Source organism: Sandaracinus amylolyticus, assembly GCF_000737325.1.
Classification (GTDB): Bacteria; Myxococcota_A; Polyangia; order Polyangiales; family Sandaracinaceae; genus Sandaracinus; species Sandaracinus amylolyticus.
Genome location: NZ_CP011125.1, coordinates 1,612,551 through 1,628,488, shown reverse-complemented (window position 1 = coordinate 1,628,488; position 15,938 = coordinate 1,612,551). Strand labels below are relative to the sequence as shown.

Below are 15,938 nucleotides of genomic sequence, written 5' to 3'. Positions count from 1 at the left end.
CTCGTCAAGAAGGCGAGCGTCCGTCGTGTCCCGTCCGCGCAAGTCCGACCGTGTCCGGCCCCTCGAGCGCGCCCTCCATCGCGTCGGCGAGGCAGAGCGCCGCCTCCGCCAGGCCGCCGCGGATCGCCTCGGCCTCGGCATCACGGATCTCGAGGCGCTGCTCCTGCTCGACGAGTCGGGCCCGCTCGCCGCGGGTCGCATCGCGGAGGCGCTCGTGATCACCACGGGCGCGGTCACCGGGCTCGTCGATCGGCTCGAGCGCGCGGGCTGGGTGCAGCGCACGCGCGGCGAGGCCGATCGCCGTCAGGTGCTCGTCGAGCTCGCGCCGGCGCGGCGCGACGTGATCGACGCGCACCGCGCCTCGCGCGAGCGACTGCTCGTCGAGGCGCTCTCGGGCGTCGACGACGCGACGCTCTCCGCGAGCATCGCGCTGCTCGAGACCGCCGCCGAGCGTCTGCTCGCGGGCATCGCGACGTTCGCACAGCCCGCCGCCGACGAGAGCACCACCGAGCGCGCGAGCGACGACGGCACGCGCGCGTCGATCGGGAGCGCGGAGCGCGGGCGCCTGCGCTTCGTGTCCGGCGCGCCGAAGCTCACGATGCGCGGGGCGCGCATCCGCGACCTCTATCGCGCGACGTTCGACGGCAAGCGCCCGCAGGTGCGCGTCGAGCCCGACGGCACCGTGACCTTCCAGTACAAGGGGTTCTCGTGGCTCGGCCGGCACGACCTCGGCGCCGAGCTCGTGCTCACCAGCGCGGTGCCGTGGACGATCGAGATCAAGGGCGGCGTCGCCCAGCTCGACGCGGATCTGCGCGACGTCGACGTGCGCGCGATCGACATCACCGGCGGTGCGAGCGAGTGCGAGCTGCACCTGCCGAGGCCGCGCGGCACCGCGACGCTGCGCGTGACCGGCGGCGCGAACCACGTCGTGGTGCGGCGCCCGCGCGGCGCGGCGGCCCAGGCCGTGGTGCGCGGCGGCGCGAACAGCCTCGCCTTCGACGATCAGCGCATGGGCTCGTTCGGCGCGACCGCGCGCTTCGCGACGCGCGGCTGGGAGAGCGCGACCGATCGCTGGTCGATCGAGCTCACCGGCGGCGCGAGCGATCTCTCCGTCACCGAGGAGTGATCTCGCGGAAGACTCGCGCGAGGTGATCGAGGAACACGCGCACCTTCGGCAGGAGGTGGCGGCTCGGCGGATAGAGCGCGTGGATCGGCCACGTCGCGCCGCCGTGCTCGTCGAGCACCGTGACGAGCTCGCCGCGCTCGATCCAGCCGCGCGCGAGGAAGTCGAAGAGCGTCACGATCCCGTTCCCCGACGCCGCGAGCTGCGCGAGCACGTCGGCGTCGTTGACGTGGCACGGACCGGCGATCTCTTGGGTGTACGTGCCCTCCTCGGAGGCGAACGTGAACGGACGCGGTCGCGTCCCGTCGAGCCACCCGAGGCAGCGATGCGACGCGAGGTCCGCGGGCGTGCGCGGCTTGCCGTGCTTGCGCAGGTACCCGCGCGACGCGCAGCGCACGAGGCGCGTCTCGCCGAGCTTGCGCGCGATCAAGCTCGAGCTCGCGAGCGGCCCGATGCGCACGAGCACGTCGACGCCCTCGACCACCGGATCGACGAGCTGATCGCGCAGCGTGAGGTGGACGCGCACGTCGGGATGCCGGTCGAGGAAGCGCGGCAGCGAGGGCCCGACGATCACGCGCCCGAGGTTCGTCGCGATCTCGACGCGCAACAGGCCCGACGGGCGCTTCTTCGCGTGCGCGATCGCGTCGCACGCCTCCTCGAGCTCCGCGAGCGCGCGCACGCAGCGATCGTGGAACGCCTGCCCGTCGGGCGTGAGCCGCAACGAGCGCGTCGTGCGCGCGAGCAGCGCGACGCCGAGCTCGCGCTCGAGCTGCGCGACGCGACGGCTCACCGCCGACGGAGTGACGCCGAGCTTCCTCGCCGCCGCCGCGAAGCTGCCCGTCTCGACGCTGAGGACGAGGCAGCGGATGCCGTCGATGCCTTCGACCATCCGATTCGTTCCTTCCACGCACGAGTCACGTGCGCTGGCGCGTTCTACCGCACTCCTGCGCACGAATGCATGGTCTCGCGCATCGGTCGTCGCGGAAAAACGGAGGTGCTCGTGATGCAGGCAGTCGTGATCGGGAAGCCGGGCTCGGGCGTGGACGCGTGGACGCGGGTGGAGCGCGCGCGGCCGGAGCCCGGGCCGGGGCAGGTGCTGGTGCGGATGCGCGCGGCGTCGCTGAACTACCGCGACCTGATGATCGCGAGAGGGCTCTACGGCGGTCCGGTGAAGGAGCAGCTCGTCGTGCTCTCCGATGGCGCGGGCGAGATCGCCGCGGTCGGCGAGGGCGTGACCACGCTGCGCGTCGGCGAGCGTGTGACCAGCGCGTACTACCCCACGTGGCGCGACGGCCCCTATCGCGCCGAGCACGAGTCGAGCAGCCTCGGCATCGGTCACCGCGACGGCGTGCTCGCGCAGCACGTGGTGCTCCCCGCGAGCGGCGTCGTGAAGATGCCGGCGTCGCTCTCGTTCGAGCAGGCCGCGACGCTTCCGTGCGCCGCGGTGACCGCGTGGCAGGCGCTGTTCGAGGGCGCGGCGCGCCTGCTGCCCGGCGAGCGCGTGCTGGTGCAGGGCACCGGCGGCGTGTCGCTGTTCGCGGCGCAGCTCGCGCTCGCGAGCGGTGCGCACGTGATCGCGACGTCGTCGAGCGAGGCGAAGCTGGACCGGCTGGCCGCGCTGGGCGTGCGGGATCGCGTGCACACCGGTGCGCGCCCCGAGTGGCACGAGGAGGTGCTGCGCATCACCGGCGGCGAGGGCGTGGATCACGTGCTCGACGTCGGCGGCGCGGCGACGCTCTCGCGCTCGCTGCAGGCGGTGCGGGTCGGCGGTCACGTCGCGGTGCTGGGGCTGCTCGGCGGGATGGGCCAGGCGATCGATCCGCTGCCGATCCTGTTCCGCAGCGTGACCGTCGAGGGCATGCACGTCGGCTCGGTGTCGATGCACGAGCGCCTCGCGCGCGCGGTCGATCGGCTCGCCATCCAGCCGGTCGTCGACGAGGTGCTCGATCTCGACGACGCGCCGCGCGCGCTCGCGAAGCTCGCCGCGGGCACGCACTTCGGGAAGATCGTGATCCGCGTGCCGTGATCACGCGTGCGCGAGCTCGGCCTGTGCGCGCGGAGCGTAGGGCACCGTGAAGTGGAAGCTGGTCTCCGCGCCCGGCGTGCTCTCCGCCCAGATGCGCCCGCCGTGCGCCTCGATCAGGCCCTTGCTCAGGTAGAGGCCGAGACCGATGCCGCGCTCTCGTCCCGCTCGCGCGGAGCGCGTGCGCTCGAACCGGCGGAAGAGCTTGGGCAGCTCGTCGGGCGGAATGCCGGGGCCGCGGTTCGTCACGATCGCCTCGACCTCGCGCTCGCGCGGCACCAGCCGCACGCCGATGCGCGCGCCCGGCTCGCCGTACTTGAGCGCGTTCGTCAGCAGGTTCGTCAGCACCTGCTCGATGCGCACCGGGTCGGCGAGCACGGCGCGATCGGCGCCCGGCGCGACGTCGACGTCGCAGCACGCACCGGCGCCCGGCACGCGATCGACGACGTCGCGCACGAGCGTCGCGAGCGACGCCTCACGACGCTCGACGGTGATCCTGCGTGCCTCGATCCGCGACGCGTCGAGCAGATCGCCGATCATGCGATCGAGCGTCCCCGCGGAGCGGCCGATCGACGCGATCGCCCACCTCCGCTTGTCCTCGGGGAGCGGCACGCGCGTCTCGGCGAGCATGCCCGCCGCGAGCGTGATCACGTTCACCGGCTGACGCAGATCGTGCGCGACCACCGAGGTCCACTCCTCGCGCAGGCGCTCGAGCTCCTTCAGCGTCGAGACGTCCTGCACGATCATCACCGCGCCGGTGAGCTCCCCCGCGTCGGAGAGGACCGGCGACACGCCGACGAGCACCGCGACGACGCTTCCGTCGCGGCGGCGCACCTGGTGCTCACGGCCTGCGAAGCGCTCTCCACGCACGATCGCGGCGACGTAGGGCATCTCGTCGGGCGCGAGCGACTGCCCGTCCGCGCACAGGAGATCGAGCGGCACCGGGTTGCCGAAGGGATCGCGCGCGCGCTCGCCGGCAGGCGCGTAGGCGCGCAGGCTCCGGTTGTCGGCGACGACGTGCCCGCTCGCGTCGAGCAGCAGGACGCCCTCGGGCATCTGATCGACGACGGTGTGCATCCACGCGCGCGAGAGCGCGACCTTGCGGTAGAGGCGCGCGATCTCGAGCGCGGCGCCGGCGCGCGATGCGAGCAGATCGACGAGCCGCTCGTCGTCGTCGGTGAACGGCGGCGCGTCGTGCTCGCGGGCGAGGAAGAGGTCGCCGACGATGCCGCCGCGGTGGCGGATCGGGACGCGGAGCACGGCTCTGCCCGCGGCGCTCACGTGCTCGGGGATCGTGCCGAGCTCGATCCAGTGCTCGAAGGGCGCGCTGGGATCGGTGCCCACGCCGATCGCGACGTACTGCGTGCCGACGAGGAGGCGCGCCTGCGCGCCGATCACGTCCATGACGCTCTCGACGCTCGCATCGGGCAGTCGCGCCACCGCGTCGTTGATCGCGGCCGCGGCGTCGGAGAGCGCGCGGATGCGGTTCGCGCTCTCGACGGCGCGCCGCTCCGCGTCCTGCAGCGCGAGCTCGATGCGCTTGCGGTCCGTGACGTCCTGCGTGGTCCCGATCCCGCCGTGCACCTGGCCTTGCTCGTCGACGACGAGCTCGGCGCGCTCGCGCACCCACTTCACCTCGCCGTCGATCAACAAGCGATGCTCGATGTCGTAGTGCGCGCCCTGCATCGCCGCGCGCCACATGCGATCGACGTACTCGCGATCGTCGGGGTGCACCGCGTCGAGGAACGTCTCGTACGAGAGCTCGGTCCCGCGCGGCGTGCCGAAGATGCGATGCGTCTCCTCGGACCACACGATCTCGCCGCGGGTCACGTCGACGCGCCAGCTGCCGATCTTCGCGAGCGCCTGCGCGCTCCGCAGGTCGGCCTGTCGCTCTCGGAGCTCGCGCTCGATGCGGTGGCGCTCGCTCACGTCGCGCACGACGGCCTGCCATCGGCCGCGGGGCGGGATGCGCGCGCTGACCTCGACCGGCACGAGCACCCCGTCCTTGCGGCGGAGGAGCCACTCGCCGACCTCGATGCGACCGTCGAGCAGACGCTCGCGCGACGCACGCAGCCGCGGCACGTCCTCGGGCCGCAGCAGGTCGACGATGCTCATGCCGAGGAGCTCGTCGCGCGTGTAGCCGAGCATGCGGCAGGCGGACGGATTGACGTCGACGTAGCGGCCTTCGAGGTCCGCGACGAAGACGCCGTCGGGCGCCTGCTCGACGAGCGACGCGAGCCGCGACTCGGCGTCCCGCGCGGCGCTCTTCGCGTTGCGCGCGCGGCGCAGGCGCTCGTGGAACGCGCTGAACACGATCGCGGTCGAGAAGAACACGATCGCCGGCAGAGCGTGTCGCGCGTCTTTTCCGAGCGCTCCGTACGGCGGGACGAAGAACCACCAGATCGCGAGCGTCGTCGCCGCGCTGACGAGGATCGCCACGCGGGGCCGCGCGACGCGCGCGCTGAGGAACAGCGCCGGGACGAACATGAACCACGCGTAGGGCTCGAAGAGGCGCCACACCGCGAGCTGGAGCACGAGGACGAGCGCGGGCGGCAACATCGCCAGCACGGCTCGCCCGAGCGCCTCGGCGTGCTTCCCGATCGCGCGCATGGCTCGGAGCCCATCTAGTCCCGCGGTCTCGCGTGCTGGAACGCACCGCGCCGCGGGATCCCGGGCGAAGGACGCGGGCGTGGCACTGCGCGCCACGCGCTCGACGGATGGCGACGCCGAGGCACGGAGTGGACGCGAGCAGACGTGAGAAGAAGCTGCGGCACGTGCTCGCGCGCACGGGGGCACGTCCGCTGCACTCCGGGATCTCCGACGTGGAACGAGGAGAGCGACGAATGAGGGACCGTGCGCTCGTGCTGCGCTGGACGATCGGCAACGTGAGCACGCACGGCTACGACGTGCTGCGACGATCGCTGCACGGCGCGATGCGCGTGTTCGGACCGAGCGCGCGCTACGTCGTCTGCGTGAACACGGTCCCGCTCTCGGTCGCGCGTGCTCGCGCGGGCGCGGTGCCGGGGCACGTGGAGTGGCTCGACGTGACGGGCATGCTCGACGCACGGCTGCGCCCTCACCTCGACGGCGCGCTGACGGAGGGCACGTCGTGGAAGTTCGCGCCGGTGCGCGTCGCGCCCGACGCGTACGAGCTCGCGCTCGACAACGACTGCGTGCTCTGGCGGATGCCCGAGGCGATCCGCGCGTGGCTCGACGACCCGCGCGGAGAGTCCTGCGTGCTCGCGGAGGACGTGAGGCCCGCGTTCGGACAGTTCGCGCGAGAGTGCGGGACGGCCCCTCGCAACAGCGGCATCCGGGGGCTCCCCCCGGGGCTCGATCTCACGGCCGAGATGATCCGCGTGCTCGACTCGCGAGGGATGCTGCTCACGAGCGAGCTCGACGAGCAGGGCCTGCAGGTCGCGGCGATCACGAGCGCGCGGGAGACGCACGTCGTCACGGTGGACGAGGTCTCGATCTGCTCGCCGTTCCCGCCGCATCGGCCGGCGCTCGGCGAGTGCGGCGCGCACTTCGTCGGGCTCAACGCGCATCGGCTCTCGTGGACGCTGCCGGACGGGAGGAACGCGTGCGAGGAGACGCGCGCGCACTTCGCGCGGCTTCGGCCTGCGCTCGATCGTCTGGTCGGCATCGACGACGCGAGAGAGCGCGTGGTCGCGCTCTGATCGGGACGCGCTACGTTCGCGCGCGTGCCCACCGCGAACGACGAGCTCCGCCTGCTCACCTGGAACGTCGACGGTCTCGACGAGTCGCAGCTCGGCGACCGCATGGAGCGCCTCTGCCTCGAGATCCTGATCGGCGGCGATCTCGCGCGCGCCGCGTCGGGCGCGCCGACCGCGCCCATGCCGCACGTGCTCGCGCTGCAGGAGGTCGTGCGCGTGGCGCACCGCGCGTACTTCGCGCCGCACCTCGCGGCCGCGGGGTTCACGCTGTGGCCCGACACGCCGATCGATCGCGAGCACTACGAGGTGATCGCCGCGCGCGCGCCGTGGACGATCGAGCACTGCGAGCGTCGCGCCTTCGCCGACAGCCCGCTCGCGCGCGCGGGCACGATCGCGACGCTCCGGCACGCGCCCTCCGATCGGCGCCTGGTCGTGATCACCGCGCACATGGAGAGCCTGCGCAGCGGCGGCGAGTCACGGCTCGCGCAGGCGCGCGAGATCGCGACGTGGATGCGCGACGCGCGCGAGGGCGCGGTCTTCGCGGGCGACACGAACCTGCGCGAGAGCGAGTGGGACGTGCTCGCGCCCGAGCTCGGCGTGCACGACGTGTTCCTCGAGCTCGGTGCGCCCAAGAGCGCCCGCGCGACGTGGCGCCCGGAGAACGACCGCCGGAGCGGGCTCCGCTTCGATCGCGTGTGGACCTCGGGATCGATCGAGGCGCGCTCGATGCGCCTCCGGAGCGTGCCGCGCGCGAGCGATCACGCCGGGGTCGAGGTGTCGCTCGCCGTGTGACGCGTGGGCCATGCCTTGCCGCGCGCGCGAAGCGGTCGCAGGGTCGCGCACGATGGACATCGCGCGCGTCTTCCTCGTCACTCACCCGAAGGGCCTGGTTCTCCGCGACGCGAGCCCGCTGCTCGACGAAGGCGATCTGCTCGCGCTCGGCCTCGACGCCGCGAGCGCGCGCCGCGTCGGCGAGCTCGGCGGCGCGACGTCGTGGGTGTGCTCGCTCGCGCGCGACGCGCTCCCGCCGCCCTACTCCGCGATCGGCCTGCGCGCCCTGCACGCGATGGTCGGCGCCGAGGTGTTCGGCTGCGCGATGCGCGCGGTGCAGCTCGCGGGCTTCGTCGACACCCATCGCTTCTGCGGTCGCTGCGCGACGCCGACCGTGCCCGTCGAGGGCGAGCGCGCGCTGCGCTGCCCAGCGTGCGAGCTGACGTCGTACCCGCGCATCTCGCCCGTCGTGATCGGCCTCGTGCGACGAGGCGATCGCGCGCTGCTCGCGCGCAGCCCGCGGTTCCCGATGCCGTTCTACAGCACCCTCGCGGGCTTCGTGGAGATCGGCGAGACGCTCGAGGAAGCGCTCGCGCGCGAGGTGCGCGAGGAGGTCGGGATCGAGATCGGCGCGATCCGCTACTTCGGCAGCCAGCCCTGGCCGTACCCGCACCAGCTCATGATCGGATTCATGGCGGAGTGGACGTCCGGCGAGGTGCGCGTCGACGGCGTCGAGATCGCCGACGCGCAGTGGTTCCGCGCGGACGAGCTCCCGATGGTGCCGGCGCCGATGAGCATCGCGCGACAGCTGATCGACGCATGGGCGCGCGAGGCGCGATAACCTCTCGGCATGTGCCGCAACATCAAGGTGCTCTTCAACTTCGAGCCGCCCGCGACCGAAGAGGAGATCCGCGCTGCGTCGCTGCAGTTCGTGCGGAAGCTGAGCGGGTTCAACGCACCGTCGAAGGCGAACGAGGCCGCGTTCCAGAAGGCCGTCGACGACGTCGCGGAGGTCGCGCGCGAGCTGCTCGTCTCGCTCACGACGAACGCCGCGCCGCGCGATCGCGACGTCGAGGCCGAGAAGGCGCGCGAGCGGAACCGGATCCGCTTCGGCCGCGAATGACGTACAACGGAGCGCATGAAGCGTCTCGGCATCGCGATCGTGGTGCTCGGTCTCTCGGCGTGCGGCGGCGACGATGACGACGGCGCGACGCCGATCGACGCGGCCGTCCCCGACGCGGCGGTGATGGACGGCGCGACGCGCGGTCCAGACGCCGCGCGGCCCGGCGACGACGCCGCGACGGCGCGCGACGGAGGCAGCGCCGACGAGCCGCGCTTGCCTCCCGCGAACGCCGGCTTCGACTACCAGCTCGGCGGCGCGTACGCCCCGCCGAGCGGCGTGCAGATCGTCTCGCGTGATCGCACCGAGGCGCTCGCCGAGGGGCTCTACAACCTCTGCTACGTGAACGGCTTCCAGGCCCAGCCCGACGCGTCGGAGTGGTGGCTCGCCGAGCATCCCGACCTCGTGCTGCGCGACGCGAGCGGCGATCCCGTGATCGATCGCGACTGGGACGAGATGCTGCTCGACACGCGCACGCCCGAGAAGCGCGCGGCGCTCGCGGAGATCGTCGGCGGCTGGATCGAGCAGTGCGCGGACGACGGCTTCGACGCGATCGAGATCGACAACCTCGACTCGTACGCGCGCTCGGAAGGGCTGCTCACGCAGGACCAGGCGGTCGCGTTCATGCGTCTGCTCTCGGACGTCGCGCACGGGCGTGGGCTCGCGATCGCGCAGAAGAACTCGACCGAGCTGCTCGCGCGGCGCGACGAGATGGGCACCGACTTCGCGGTCGCCGAGGAGTGCAATCGCTACGACGAGTGCGGCGACTACGTCGACGCGTACGGCGACGGAGTGCTCGTGATCGAGTATCGCGAGGCCGACTTCACCGCGGGATGCGCGGACTTCCCGGACCTCTCGATCGTGCTGCGCGACCTCGATCTCGTGCCGCTCGGCGAAGCGGGCTACGTGCGCGACGACTGTTGATGCACCACATCCGCGAGATCGATCCCACGTCCGACGAGGAGATCGAGATCGTCGCGCGGCGCATGCGCGAGACGCTCGTCGAGGTGCTCGGCGCCGAGCGCGGGACCGCGATGTACACGATGGAGTGGCTGCGCGATCGCGTGCGCTTCCATCTCGATCCGGCGCGCAGCACCGCCGTCGTCTACCTCGCCGAGGACGCGAGCGGGCACGTCACCGGGCACACGATCGTCAGGCTCGACGTCGACGAGGCGGAGCGCCCGGTCGGGCTCTTCTCGACGACGTTCGTCGAGCCCGCGTGTCGGCGCTCGTCGATCGCGAGCGAGCTGCTCCGCCGTGGAGAAGCGTGGATCCGCGAGCAGCGCATGCCGCGCGCGATCACCTACACCGACGAGCACAACGTGAAGCTGATCCGCCTCTACGAGAAGCACGGCTACACGCGCTCGCCGATGGGCTCCGCGATGGTGCAGCTCGCGAAGCCGCTCGATGCGTGATGGCCTCGCGCGCGTCGCGGACCGACGCCTGGTACCCTCGCGCCGGATGTCGACTCGTCGGGTGCGCGCGATCGCGCTGTCGTGGTGGCTCGGGGCGCTCCTGCTCGCCGGCTGCGGCGAAGACCACGAGCGCGACGACGCGGGGATGCTCGACGCGGCGGCGCGCAACGAGTGCGAGGTCGACGACGACTGCGACGACGGCCGCTTCTGCAACGGCGCGGAGCGCTGCGATCCGAGCTCGAGCGCCGCGGCCGACGACGGCTGCGCGCCCGCGACGGCGCCCTGCCCCGCCGACGCGTGCGACGAAGCGGCCGATCGCTGCGAGGGCGACTGCGCCGAGCCCGATCGCGACGGCGACGGCGAGCGCGCGACGGCGTGCGGCGGCCCCGACTGCGACGACGACGATCGCGATCGCTTCTCCGGCAACACCGAGGTCTGCGACGCCGCCGCGCACGACGAGGACTGCGACGCGGCCACGTTCGGCGCGCGCGACGCCGACGGCGACGGGATCGACTCCGTCGCGTGCTGCAACGTCGACGGCGCGGGCGCGCGCGTCTGCGCCACCGACTGCGACGACGACGCGGCCGCCGTGTACCCGGGCGCGACCGAGGTCTGCAACGACGTCGACGACGACTGCGACATGCTCGTCGACGAGGGACGCCGCCTCACGCTCTGGCCCGACGCCGACGACGACGGTCGCGGCGACGACGACGCGGCGGCCGCGCCGATGAGCGGCTGCGCCGAGCGCGAGGGCTGGGTGCTCCTGCGCGGCGACTGCGACGACGGCGAGCCCACGCGACACACCGGCGCGAGCGAGGTGTGCAACGCGATCGACGACGACTGCGACGGCCTCGTCGACGACGTGAATCCCGGCGTCGTCGTGTGCCAGTCCGGTCAGTCGGTCGCATGCGTGAACGCGTGCGGCGCGGCGGGCACGTCGACGTGTCGCGCGGACTGTCTCGGCTACGCGACGTGCGTCGCGAGCGAGGCGTGCAACGGGTGCGACGACGACGCGAACGGCGCGATCGACGACGGCTTCGAGTGCGCGCGCGGCGTGAGCGAGGCGTGCACCAACCGGTGCGGTGTCGCCGGCACGCGCGTGTGCGCGAGCGACTGCACGTGGGCCGGCGCATGCACCGCGAGCGAGGCCTGCAACTACTGCGACGACGACGGCAACGAGGGCTTCCTCGACGAGCGACCGCTCGCGACCACCGATGCGTCGGGCACGCTGATGTGCAGCGGCGCGGGCGACACGTTCGGCGTCGCGAGCTGCGACGGCATCGGGAGCGACCCGCTCCAGATCTACGCCACGCTGCTCGATGGAAGCGCGGTCGACACCGCGGGCGCGTTCTGGCTCGACCGCAGCTGGTACGTCGGCTGGGGCCGCGTGCGCATCGAGCTCACGGTCGAGGCGCGCACGACCGGAAGCGGCATGCCGCTCGGCGGCTGGTCGCTCGTGCTCGCACGCGGCGGCAGCGGCGACCTCGGCGCGCCGTCCGACCGCGGTGTGCCCACCACGCTGCAGGGCGTGTCGTTCGACTGGCACTGGAGCGGCTTCAGCGTGTTCTCGCCGTACCCCGCGCAGAACGACGTGTTCCGCTATCGCCGCCACGGCGCGGGCGGCGGCATCCGCGGCAGCAGCAACGGCTCGGACGGCGAGGACGTCGTGAACGGCGACGCGGACCTCGACGCCGGCGGATCGAGCTGGGTCGCGCAGCGCCTGATCGTCGACTACCAGCCCGACGATCCGCGCACCGCGGCGAACGAGGAGATCGTCACGCTCACCGTGAACGGCGGCACGCAAACCCATCGCGCCGACGGGAGCAGCTCGACGATCGATCCAGCGAACGACATGCCGGTCGGCTCGCCGCTGCGCATCGGGCTCACCGCGGGGACGTTCTCGCGCACCGTCGAGGGCGTGACGTTCGGCGCGCCGGTCGAGGCGCGCGTGCACCTCGCGACGTTCGAGCCGCCGCGCGGACCGGGCTCGGGCACCTGGACGTACTACGTCCCGGTCACGCGCGAGGACGTCTGCCCGGGGCTCTGATCTCGGCGCGCGCGATGCGCACGATCTCCTGCGCGACGCGCATCGTCGCGAGGTCTCCGTCGCGACGCGGATGCCAGCCGAGCCCCACCTCGAAGCCGCTCACCGCGAGCGGTGGCTCGCGCGCGACGATGCCGGGGCACACGACCGCGCGGAGCACGCGCTCCGGCACCAGCGCGACGAGATCGCTGCCCGCGACGATCGCGGGCACCGCGAGGAAGCTCGGCACCACGAGCCCGACGCGCCGCGAGAGCCCGCGCGCCGCGAGCGCCGCGTCGAGCGCGCCGCTGGCCTGACCGCGCCCCGACACCACGACGTGCGGGAGCGCGAGCCAGCGCTCGAGCGTGAAGCGTCGCCGCGCCGGATGGTCCGCGCGCATCGCGACGACGTAGCGCTCCTCGAAGAGCCGCTGCCAGCGCAGCTCGGACGCGCCGGGCGCGTGCACCGACACCGCGAGGTCGAGCGCTCCGTCGCTCACCGCGGCGAGCGCGTCCTCGGCGCCCGACCACGGCGAGACCACGAGGTCGATCCCGGGCGCGTGCTCGGCGAGCGACGCGAGGAGCGGCGGCACGAAGAGCGGCAGCCCGTAGTCGACGACGGACCAACGCACCGTCTGCACGATCGTGGAGAGGTCGGGCCGCGCGCGCGCGACGAGGCGCGCCGTGCTCTCGAGCGCATCGCGCAGCGCGGGCCGCAGCGACTCGGCGCGCGGCGTGGGACGCAGTCCGTCGCGGGTACGCTCGAGCAGGGGGTCGCCGAACATCGCGCGCAGCCGCTCGAGCGCGTTGCTCGCCGCGGGCTGCGAGAGGCCGAGCCGCTTGCCCGCGCGCGTCACGTGGCGCTCCTCGAGCAGCGCGTCGAGCACGACGAGCAGGTTCAGGTCCACCGAGCGGAGATTCACGGAATCCATGATCGTGCATGGAGACTATCCATTTCACGAATGACCGCCACCGCCGCAGGGTGAGCGCCGTGGAGGTCACCATGAAGACGAACGAGATCGTGATGAACGGCGGAACGCTCGAGGCCCGAGAGCGCGAGCTCGCGCCGCTCGCAGGCGGCCAGGTGCTGCTGCGGGTCGAGGCGACCGGCGTGTCGTTCGCCGAGGTGCAGATGCGACGCGGGCGCTATCCGGGGCAGCCGGCCTTCCCGTTCGTGCCGGGCTACGACGTGGTCGGGCGCGTGATCGCGGTCGGCGCGGGCGTCGCGCCTTCGTGGATCGGCGCGCGCGCTGCGGCGATGACGCACGTCGGCGGCTGGGCCGCGCACGTCGTGCTCGACGCCGACGCGCTCGTGCCGGTCCCGGAGGGGCTCGACGCCGCGGAGGTGGTCGCGCTCGTCGTGAACGGCGCGACCGCGTGGAAGATGCTGCACCGCGTGGCGCGGGTGCGCGCCGGGCAGACGATCGTCGTGCACGGCGCGGGCGGCGGCGTGGGCACGATCCTCGTGCAGCTCGCGCGTCTGGCCGGGGCCCGTGTGATCGGCACGTGCCGCGGCGCGCAGCGCGCGAGCATCGAGGCGCTGGGCGCGATCGCGATCGACTACGAGACCGGACGCGTGCTCGAGCAGGTGCGCGCGATCGCGCCGGACGGAGTCGATGCGGTGTTCGATCACGTCGGCGGCGCGAGCCTGCGCGCGTCGTGGGCGATGCTCGCGACCCGCGGCACGCTGGTGTCGTACGGCAGTGCGTCGACGCGTGATGCCCAGGGCTCGGCGTGGACGCCGATCGTGCTCAACATGCTGCGCGCGCTCGCGTGGAGCGTGCTGCCGTCGCGCCGGCGCGCGCGGGTGTTCGACGTGTGGGGCCGGAGCAGCCTCGGCGCGAACGCGATGCTGCGTCCGGCGCGCTTCCGTCGCGAGCTCCGCGAGGATCTCGCGCAGGTGCTCGCGCTGCTCGAGACCGGCGCGCTGCGCGCGCAGGTCGCGGCGCGATACTCGCTGCGCGACGCGGGTCTCGCGCTCCAGCGGCACGAGCGCGGCGATCTCGTCGGCAAGATCGTGCTCGTGCCCGAGCTGCCGGCGGCCGCACGCGCCGCCGCGTGAGGTGCGCGCGACGTGGAGCACGGCGCGCTCCGTGCTCCGCGCACCTCGCGTTCTCCGACGATCCGCGCGCGGTATGCCTGTTGCGACGCGGGCGCGCTCGATGCGAGCCCGCTTCCTCCGCGCCCTTCCGCTGGCCATCGCGCTCACCCTCGCGCCCGACGTCGCTCGTGCACAGCAGTTCGTGCTGATCGACGTGATGTTCACGTTCACGAAGGAAGACGCGGACACGTCCGAGCCGAGCCGCTCGCACTACTACGTCACCGACCTCGACCCCGAGCGTCCGCGCGACTGGACCTCGCCGATCGACTACCGCAACGGCACCGTCCACATCCGCACCGAGGTGATCCACAAGCCGGCAGGCGGCGAGATCACGCAGTGGGTGCTCTGTTACATCCCGAACCGCGGGATCGGGCAGGGCTACGGCTGCACCGGCACCGGCACGTACACCGAGGAAGGCGTCTACGACGTCGACGTCGGCATGCGCGACTGGTGGGAGAACGGCTCGATCGACTGGACGCAGGGCATCCGCGAGATGCACCTCGTCATGAAGGACTCGGACAGCGGAGGCGGCTTCGCGCACCTGCGCCCCGACCCCGAGGAGTTCTTCCCGACGACGATGCGCATCACGATGGTGCAGGTCGCCGCGGGCGCGACGTACGATCCGAGCGTCATCCCGGCGACGCCCGGTGTGACGCCCGACGCCGGCGTGCCGCCGGTCGAAGAAGACGCAGGCACGATCACCGAGGACGACGCGGGCACGGCGCCGAGCGATCCCGTCGATGCGGGTCGCCCGTTCGACGCGGGCACCGAGCCCACTGCGCCGCCGCCCTCGCCGCCGGCGCCGGGCGCGAGCGGCACGATCCACGGCGGCTGCGCGGTGACCCACGATCGCCGTGATCCGTCGGCGCTCGTGCTCGTGCTGCTGGGGGCGGTCGCGCTGCTGCGACGACGACGTCGATGATCAGCCGGGCGTCGCGGCGCGCCGCAGCGCATCGAGATCGACGATCTCGATCGTGCCGTACGCGAGCCGCACCACGCCGCGCGCCTCGAGATCCTTGAGCAGCTGGTTCACGGTCTGGCGCGAGGTCGCGAGCATCGTCGCGAGCTGATCCTGTCGCAGCTCGACGACGCGGCTGCTGCGATCGTGCCAGTCGCCGTAGCGCTCGGCGGAGAGCACGAGCCGCCGCGCGAGGCGGATCGCGAGCGGGTGCGCGGCGTCCTCCATCACCGTGAAGAAGACGCGCAGCTTCGCGCTCACGAGCACGCCGAGCGGGCGCCAGTAGCGCGGCTCGCGCTCGAGGATCGCGTCGAGCGCGGGCTGCGGGACGTGCACCAGCACCGACGCGTCGTCGGCGATCGCGTCGTGGGTGCGCGCCTGTCCGTCGAGCACCGAGAGCTCGCCGAACCAGAGCGGCGGCTCGACCATGGCGAGCAGCACTTCCTTGCCGTCGTCCTTGCCGCCCGCGACGTGCCCGGTGATGCGCACGCTGCCCTCGACGCACGCGAAGAGGCCGCTCGGCGGATCGCCGCGCGCGAAGAGCCACTCGCCCTTCGCGAGCTTGCGGATCACCGCCGCGTCGATCAGCGCGCGACGGAACCCCTCGGGCAGGCTCGCGAACCATCGCCCCGCTCGGAGGAGCGCCTCGTACTTCGCTGCGCCGCGTGCGTCCATCCGCCCATTGTCCGCGTTTCGTCGGCCGCCCGACAATCTCCCTCGCGAGCGGG

At 73.0% G+C, this 15,938-nt stretch carries 15 protein-coding genes; 11 read left to right on the top strand and 4 right to left on the bottom strand.

Annotated elements, in window-relative coordinates; all coding sequences use genetic code 11:
• The first annotated feature begins 25 nt into the window (after positions 1-25).
• Complete coding sequence (locus tag DB32_RS49030; protein ID WP_053231599.1) at positions 26-1,126, top strand: MarR family winged helix-turn-helix transcriptional regulator; 1,101 nt, start codon at positions 26-28, stop codon at positions 1,124-1,126.
• On the opposite strand, the gene DB32_RS06785 is transcribed toward DB32_RS49030, so the two are convergent.
• Positions 1,113-2,012, bottom strand: coding sequence for a LysR family transcriptional regulator (locus tag DB32_RS06785; RefSeq protein ID WP_053231598.1), 900 nt, complete (start codon positions 2,010-2,012; stop codon positions 1,113-1,115). The two genes, DB32_RS49030 and DB32_RS06785, sit on opposite strands and share 14 nt — an antisense overlap.
• 114 nt (positions 2,013-2,126) lie before the next feature.
• Here DB32_RS06785 and DB32_RS06780 point away from each other — a divergent pair, with 114 nt between their 5' ends.
• Entirely contained in the window at positions 2,127-3,149 is a 1,023-nt protein-coding gene (locus DB32_RS06780) for a zinc-dependent alcohol dehydrogenase family protein (RefSeq protein WP_053238712.1), read from the top strand.
• Here DB32_RS06780 and DB32_RS06775 read toward each other — a convergent pair whose 3' ends face one another.
• Positions 3,150-5,756: a PAS domain S-box protein gene (locus DB32_RS06775; protein WP_053231597.1), complete on the bottom strand. Its 2,607-nt coding sequence runs from the start codon at positions 5,754-5,756 to the stop codon at positions 3,150-3,152.
• A gap of 233 nt (positions 5,757-5,989) precedes the next feature.
• On the opposite strand from DB32_RS06775, the gene DB32_RS06770 reads away from it, so the two are divergent.
• From DB32_RS06770 to DB32_RS06740, 7 genes are read left to right on the top strand one after another with little or no spacing between them, the layout of a single operon-like run.
• Positions 5,990-6,826, top strand: a complete 837-nt coding sequence (locus DB32_RS06770; RefSeq protein ID WP_075097835.1) for a hypothetical protein — start codon at positions 5,990-5,992, stop codon at positions 6,824-6,826.
• A gap of 24 nt (positions 6,827-6,850) precedes the next feature.
• Positions 6,851-7,615, top strand: a complete 765-nt coding sequence (locus DB32_RS06765; RefSeq protein WP_053231596.1) for an endonuclease/exonuclease/phosphatase family protein — start codon at positions 6,851-6,853, stop codon at positions 7,613-7,615.
• Between the two features lie 52 nt (positions 7,616-7,667).
• Positions 7,668-8,435, top strand: a complete 768-nt coding sequence (gene nudC, locus DB32_RS06760) for an NAD(+) diphosphatase (RefSeq protein ID WP_075097834.1) — start codon at positions 7,668-7,670, stop codon at positions 8,433-8,435.
• Between the two features lie 9 nt (positions 8,436-8,444).
• Positions 8,445-8,717, top strand: a complete 273-nt coding sequence (locus tag DB32_RS06755; RefSeq protein WP_053231594.1) for a DUF2277 domain-containing protein — start codon at positions 8,445-8,447, stop codon at positions 8,715-8,717.
• 15 nt (positions 8,718-8,732) lie between these two features.
• Positions 8,733-9,638 (top strand): endo alpha-1,4 polygalactosaminidase, encoded by a 906-nt coding sequence (locus DB32_RS06750; RefSeq protein ID WP_053231593.1) that lies wholly within the window; start codon positions 8,733-8,735, stop codon positions 9,636-9,638.
• Complete coding sequence (locus tag DB32_RS06745; RefSeq protein ID WP_053231592.1) at positions 9,638-10,129, top strand: GNAT family N-acetyltransferase; 492 nt, start codon at positions 9,638-9,640, stop codon at positions 10,127-10,129. Before DB32_RS06750 ends, DB32_RS06745 begins: the two co-directional genes overlap by 1 nt.
• A 46-nt stretch (positions 10,130-10,175) precedes the next feature.
• Entirely contained in the window at positions 10,176-12,176 is a 2,001-nt protein-coding gene (locus DB32_RS06740; RefSeq protein WP_169791363.1) for a MopE-related protein, read from the top strand.
• On the opposite strand, the gene DB32_RS06735 is transcribed toward DB32_RS06740, so the two are convergent.
• Positions 12,145-13,074, bottom strand: a complete 930-nt coding sequence (locus DB32_RS06735) for a LysR family transcriptional regulator (RefSeq protein ID WP_053238711.1) — start codon at positions 13,072-13,074, stop codon at positions 12,145-12,147. The two genes, DB32_RS06740 and DB32_RS06735, sit on opposite strands and share 32 nt — an antisense overlap.
• An 80-nt stretch (positions 13,075-13,154) precedes the next feature.
• Here DB32_RS06735 and DB32_RS06730 point away from each other — a divergent pair, with 80 nt between their 5' ends.
• Together DB32_RS06730 and DB32_RS06725 are read left to right on the top strand one after the other, a co-directional pair.
• Positions 13,155-14,213, top strand: a complete 1,059-nt coding sequence (locus DB32_RS06730) for a zinc-binding dehydrogenase (protein WP_083458475.1) — start codon at positions 13,155-13,157, stop codon at positions 14,211-14,213.
• A 100-nt stretch (positions 14,214-14,313) separates the two neighbouring features.
• On the top strand, positions 14,314-15,174 hold the full coding sequence (locus DB32_RS06725) for an MYXO-CTERM sorting domain-containing protein (RefSeq protein WP_075097466.1): 861 nt from the start codon (positions 14,314-14,316) through the stop codon (positions 15,172-15,174).
• On the opposite strand, the gene DB32_RS06720 is transcribed toward DB32_RS06725, so the two are convergent.
• Entirely contained in the window at positions 15,175-15,885 is a 711-nt protein-coding gene (locus DB32_RS06720) for a Crp/Fnr family transcriptional regulator (RefSeq protein ID WP_053231589.1), read from the bottom strand.
• Between the last annotated feature and the right edge of the window lie 53 nt (positions 15,886-15,938).

Bases quoted from the DNA above. Each gene is read 5' to 3' on its own strand.
- DB32_RS06785 (WP_053231598.1), bottom strand. From the start codon at position 2,012: ATGGTCGAAGGCATCGACGGCATCCGCTGCCTCGTCCTCAGCGTCGAG.
- DB32_RS06780 (WP_053238712.1), top strand. From the start codon at position 2,127: ATGCAGGCAGTCGTGATCGGGAAGCCGGGCTCGGGCGTGGACGCGTGG.
- DB32_RS06775 (WP_053231597.1), bottom strand. From the start codon at position 5,756: ATGCGCGCGATCGGGAAGCACGCCGAGGCGCTCGGGCGAGCCGTGCTG.
- DB32_RS06770 (WP_075097835.1), top strand. From the start codon at position 5,990: ATGAGGGACCGTGCGCTCGTGCTGCGCTGGACGATCGGCAACGTGAGC.
- nudC (WP_075097834.1), top strand. From the start codon at position 7,668: ATGGACATCGCGCGCGTCTTCCTCGTCACTCACCCGAAGGGCCTGGTT.
- DB32_RS06755 (WP_053231594.1), top strand. From the start codon at position 8,445: ATGTGCCGCAACATCAAGGTGCTCTTCAACTTCGAGCCGCCCGCGACC.
- DB32_RS06750 (WP_053231593.1), top strand. From the start codon at position 8,733: ATGAAGCGTCTCGGCATCGCGATCGTGGTGCTCGGTCTCTCGGCGTGC.
- DB32_RS06745 (WP_053231592.1), top strand. From the start codon at position 9,638: ATGCACCACATCCGCGAGATCGATCCCACGTCCGACGAGGAGATCGAG.
- DB32_RS06740 (WP_169791363.1), top strand. From the start codon at position 10,176: ATGTCGACTCGTCGGGTGCGCGCGATCGCGCTGTCGTGGTGGCTCGGG.
- DB32_RS06730 (WP_083458475.1), top strand. From the start codon at position 13,155: ATGAAGACGAACGAGATCGTGATGAACGGCGGAACGCTCGAGGCCCGA.
- DB32_RS06725 (WP_075097466.1), top strand. From the start codon at position 14,314: ATGCGAGCCCGCTTCCTCCGCGCCCTTCCGCTGGCCATCGCGCTCACC.
- DB32_RS06720 (WP_053231589.1), bottom strand. From the start codon at position 15,885: ATGGACGCACGCGGCGCAGCGAAGTACGAGGCGCTCCTCCGAGCGGGG.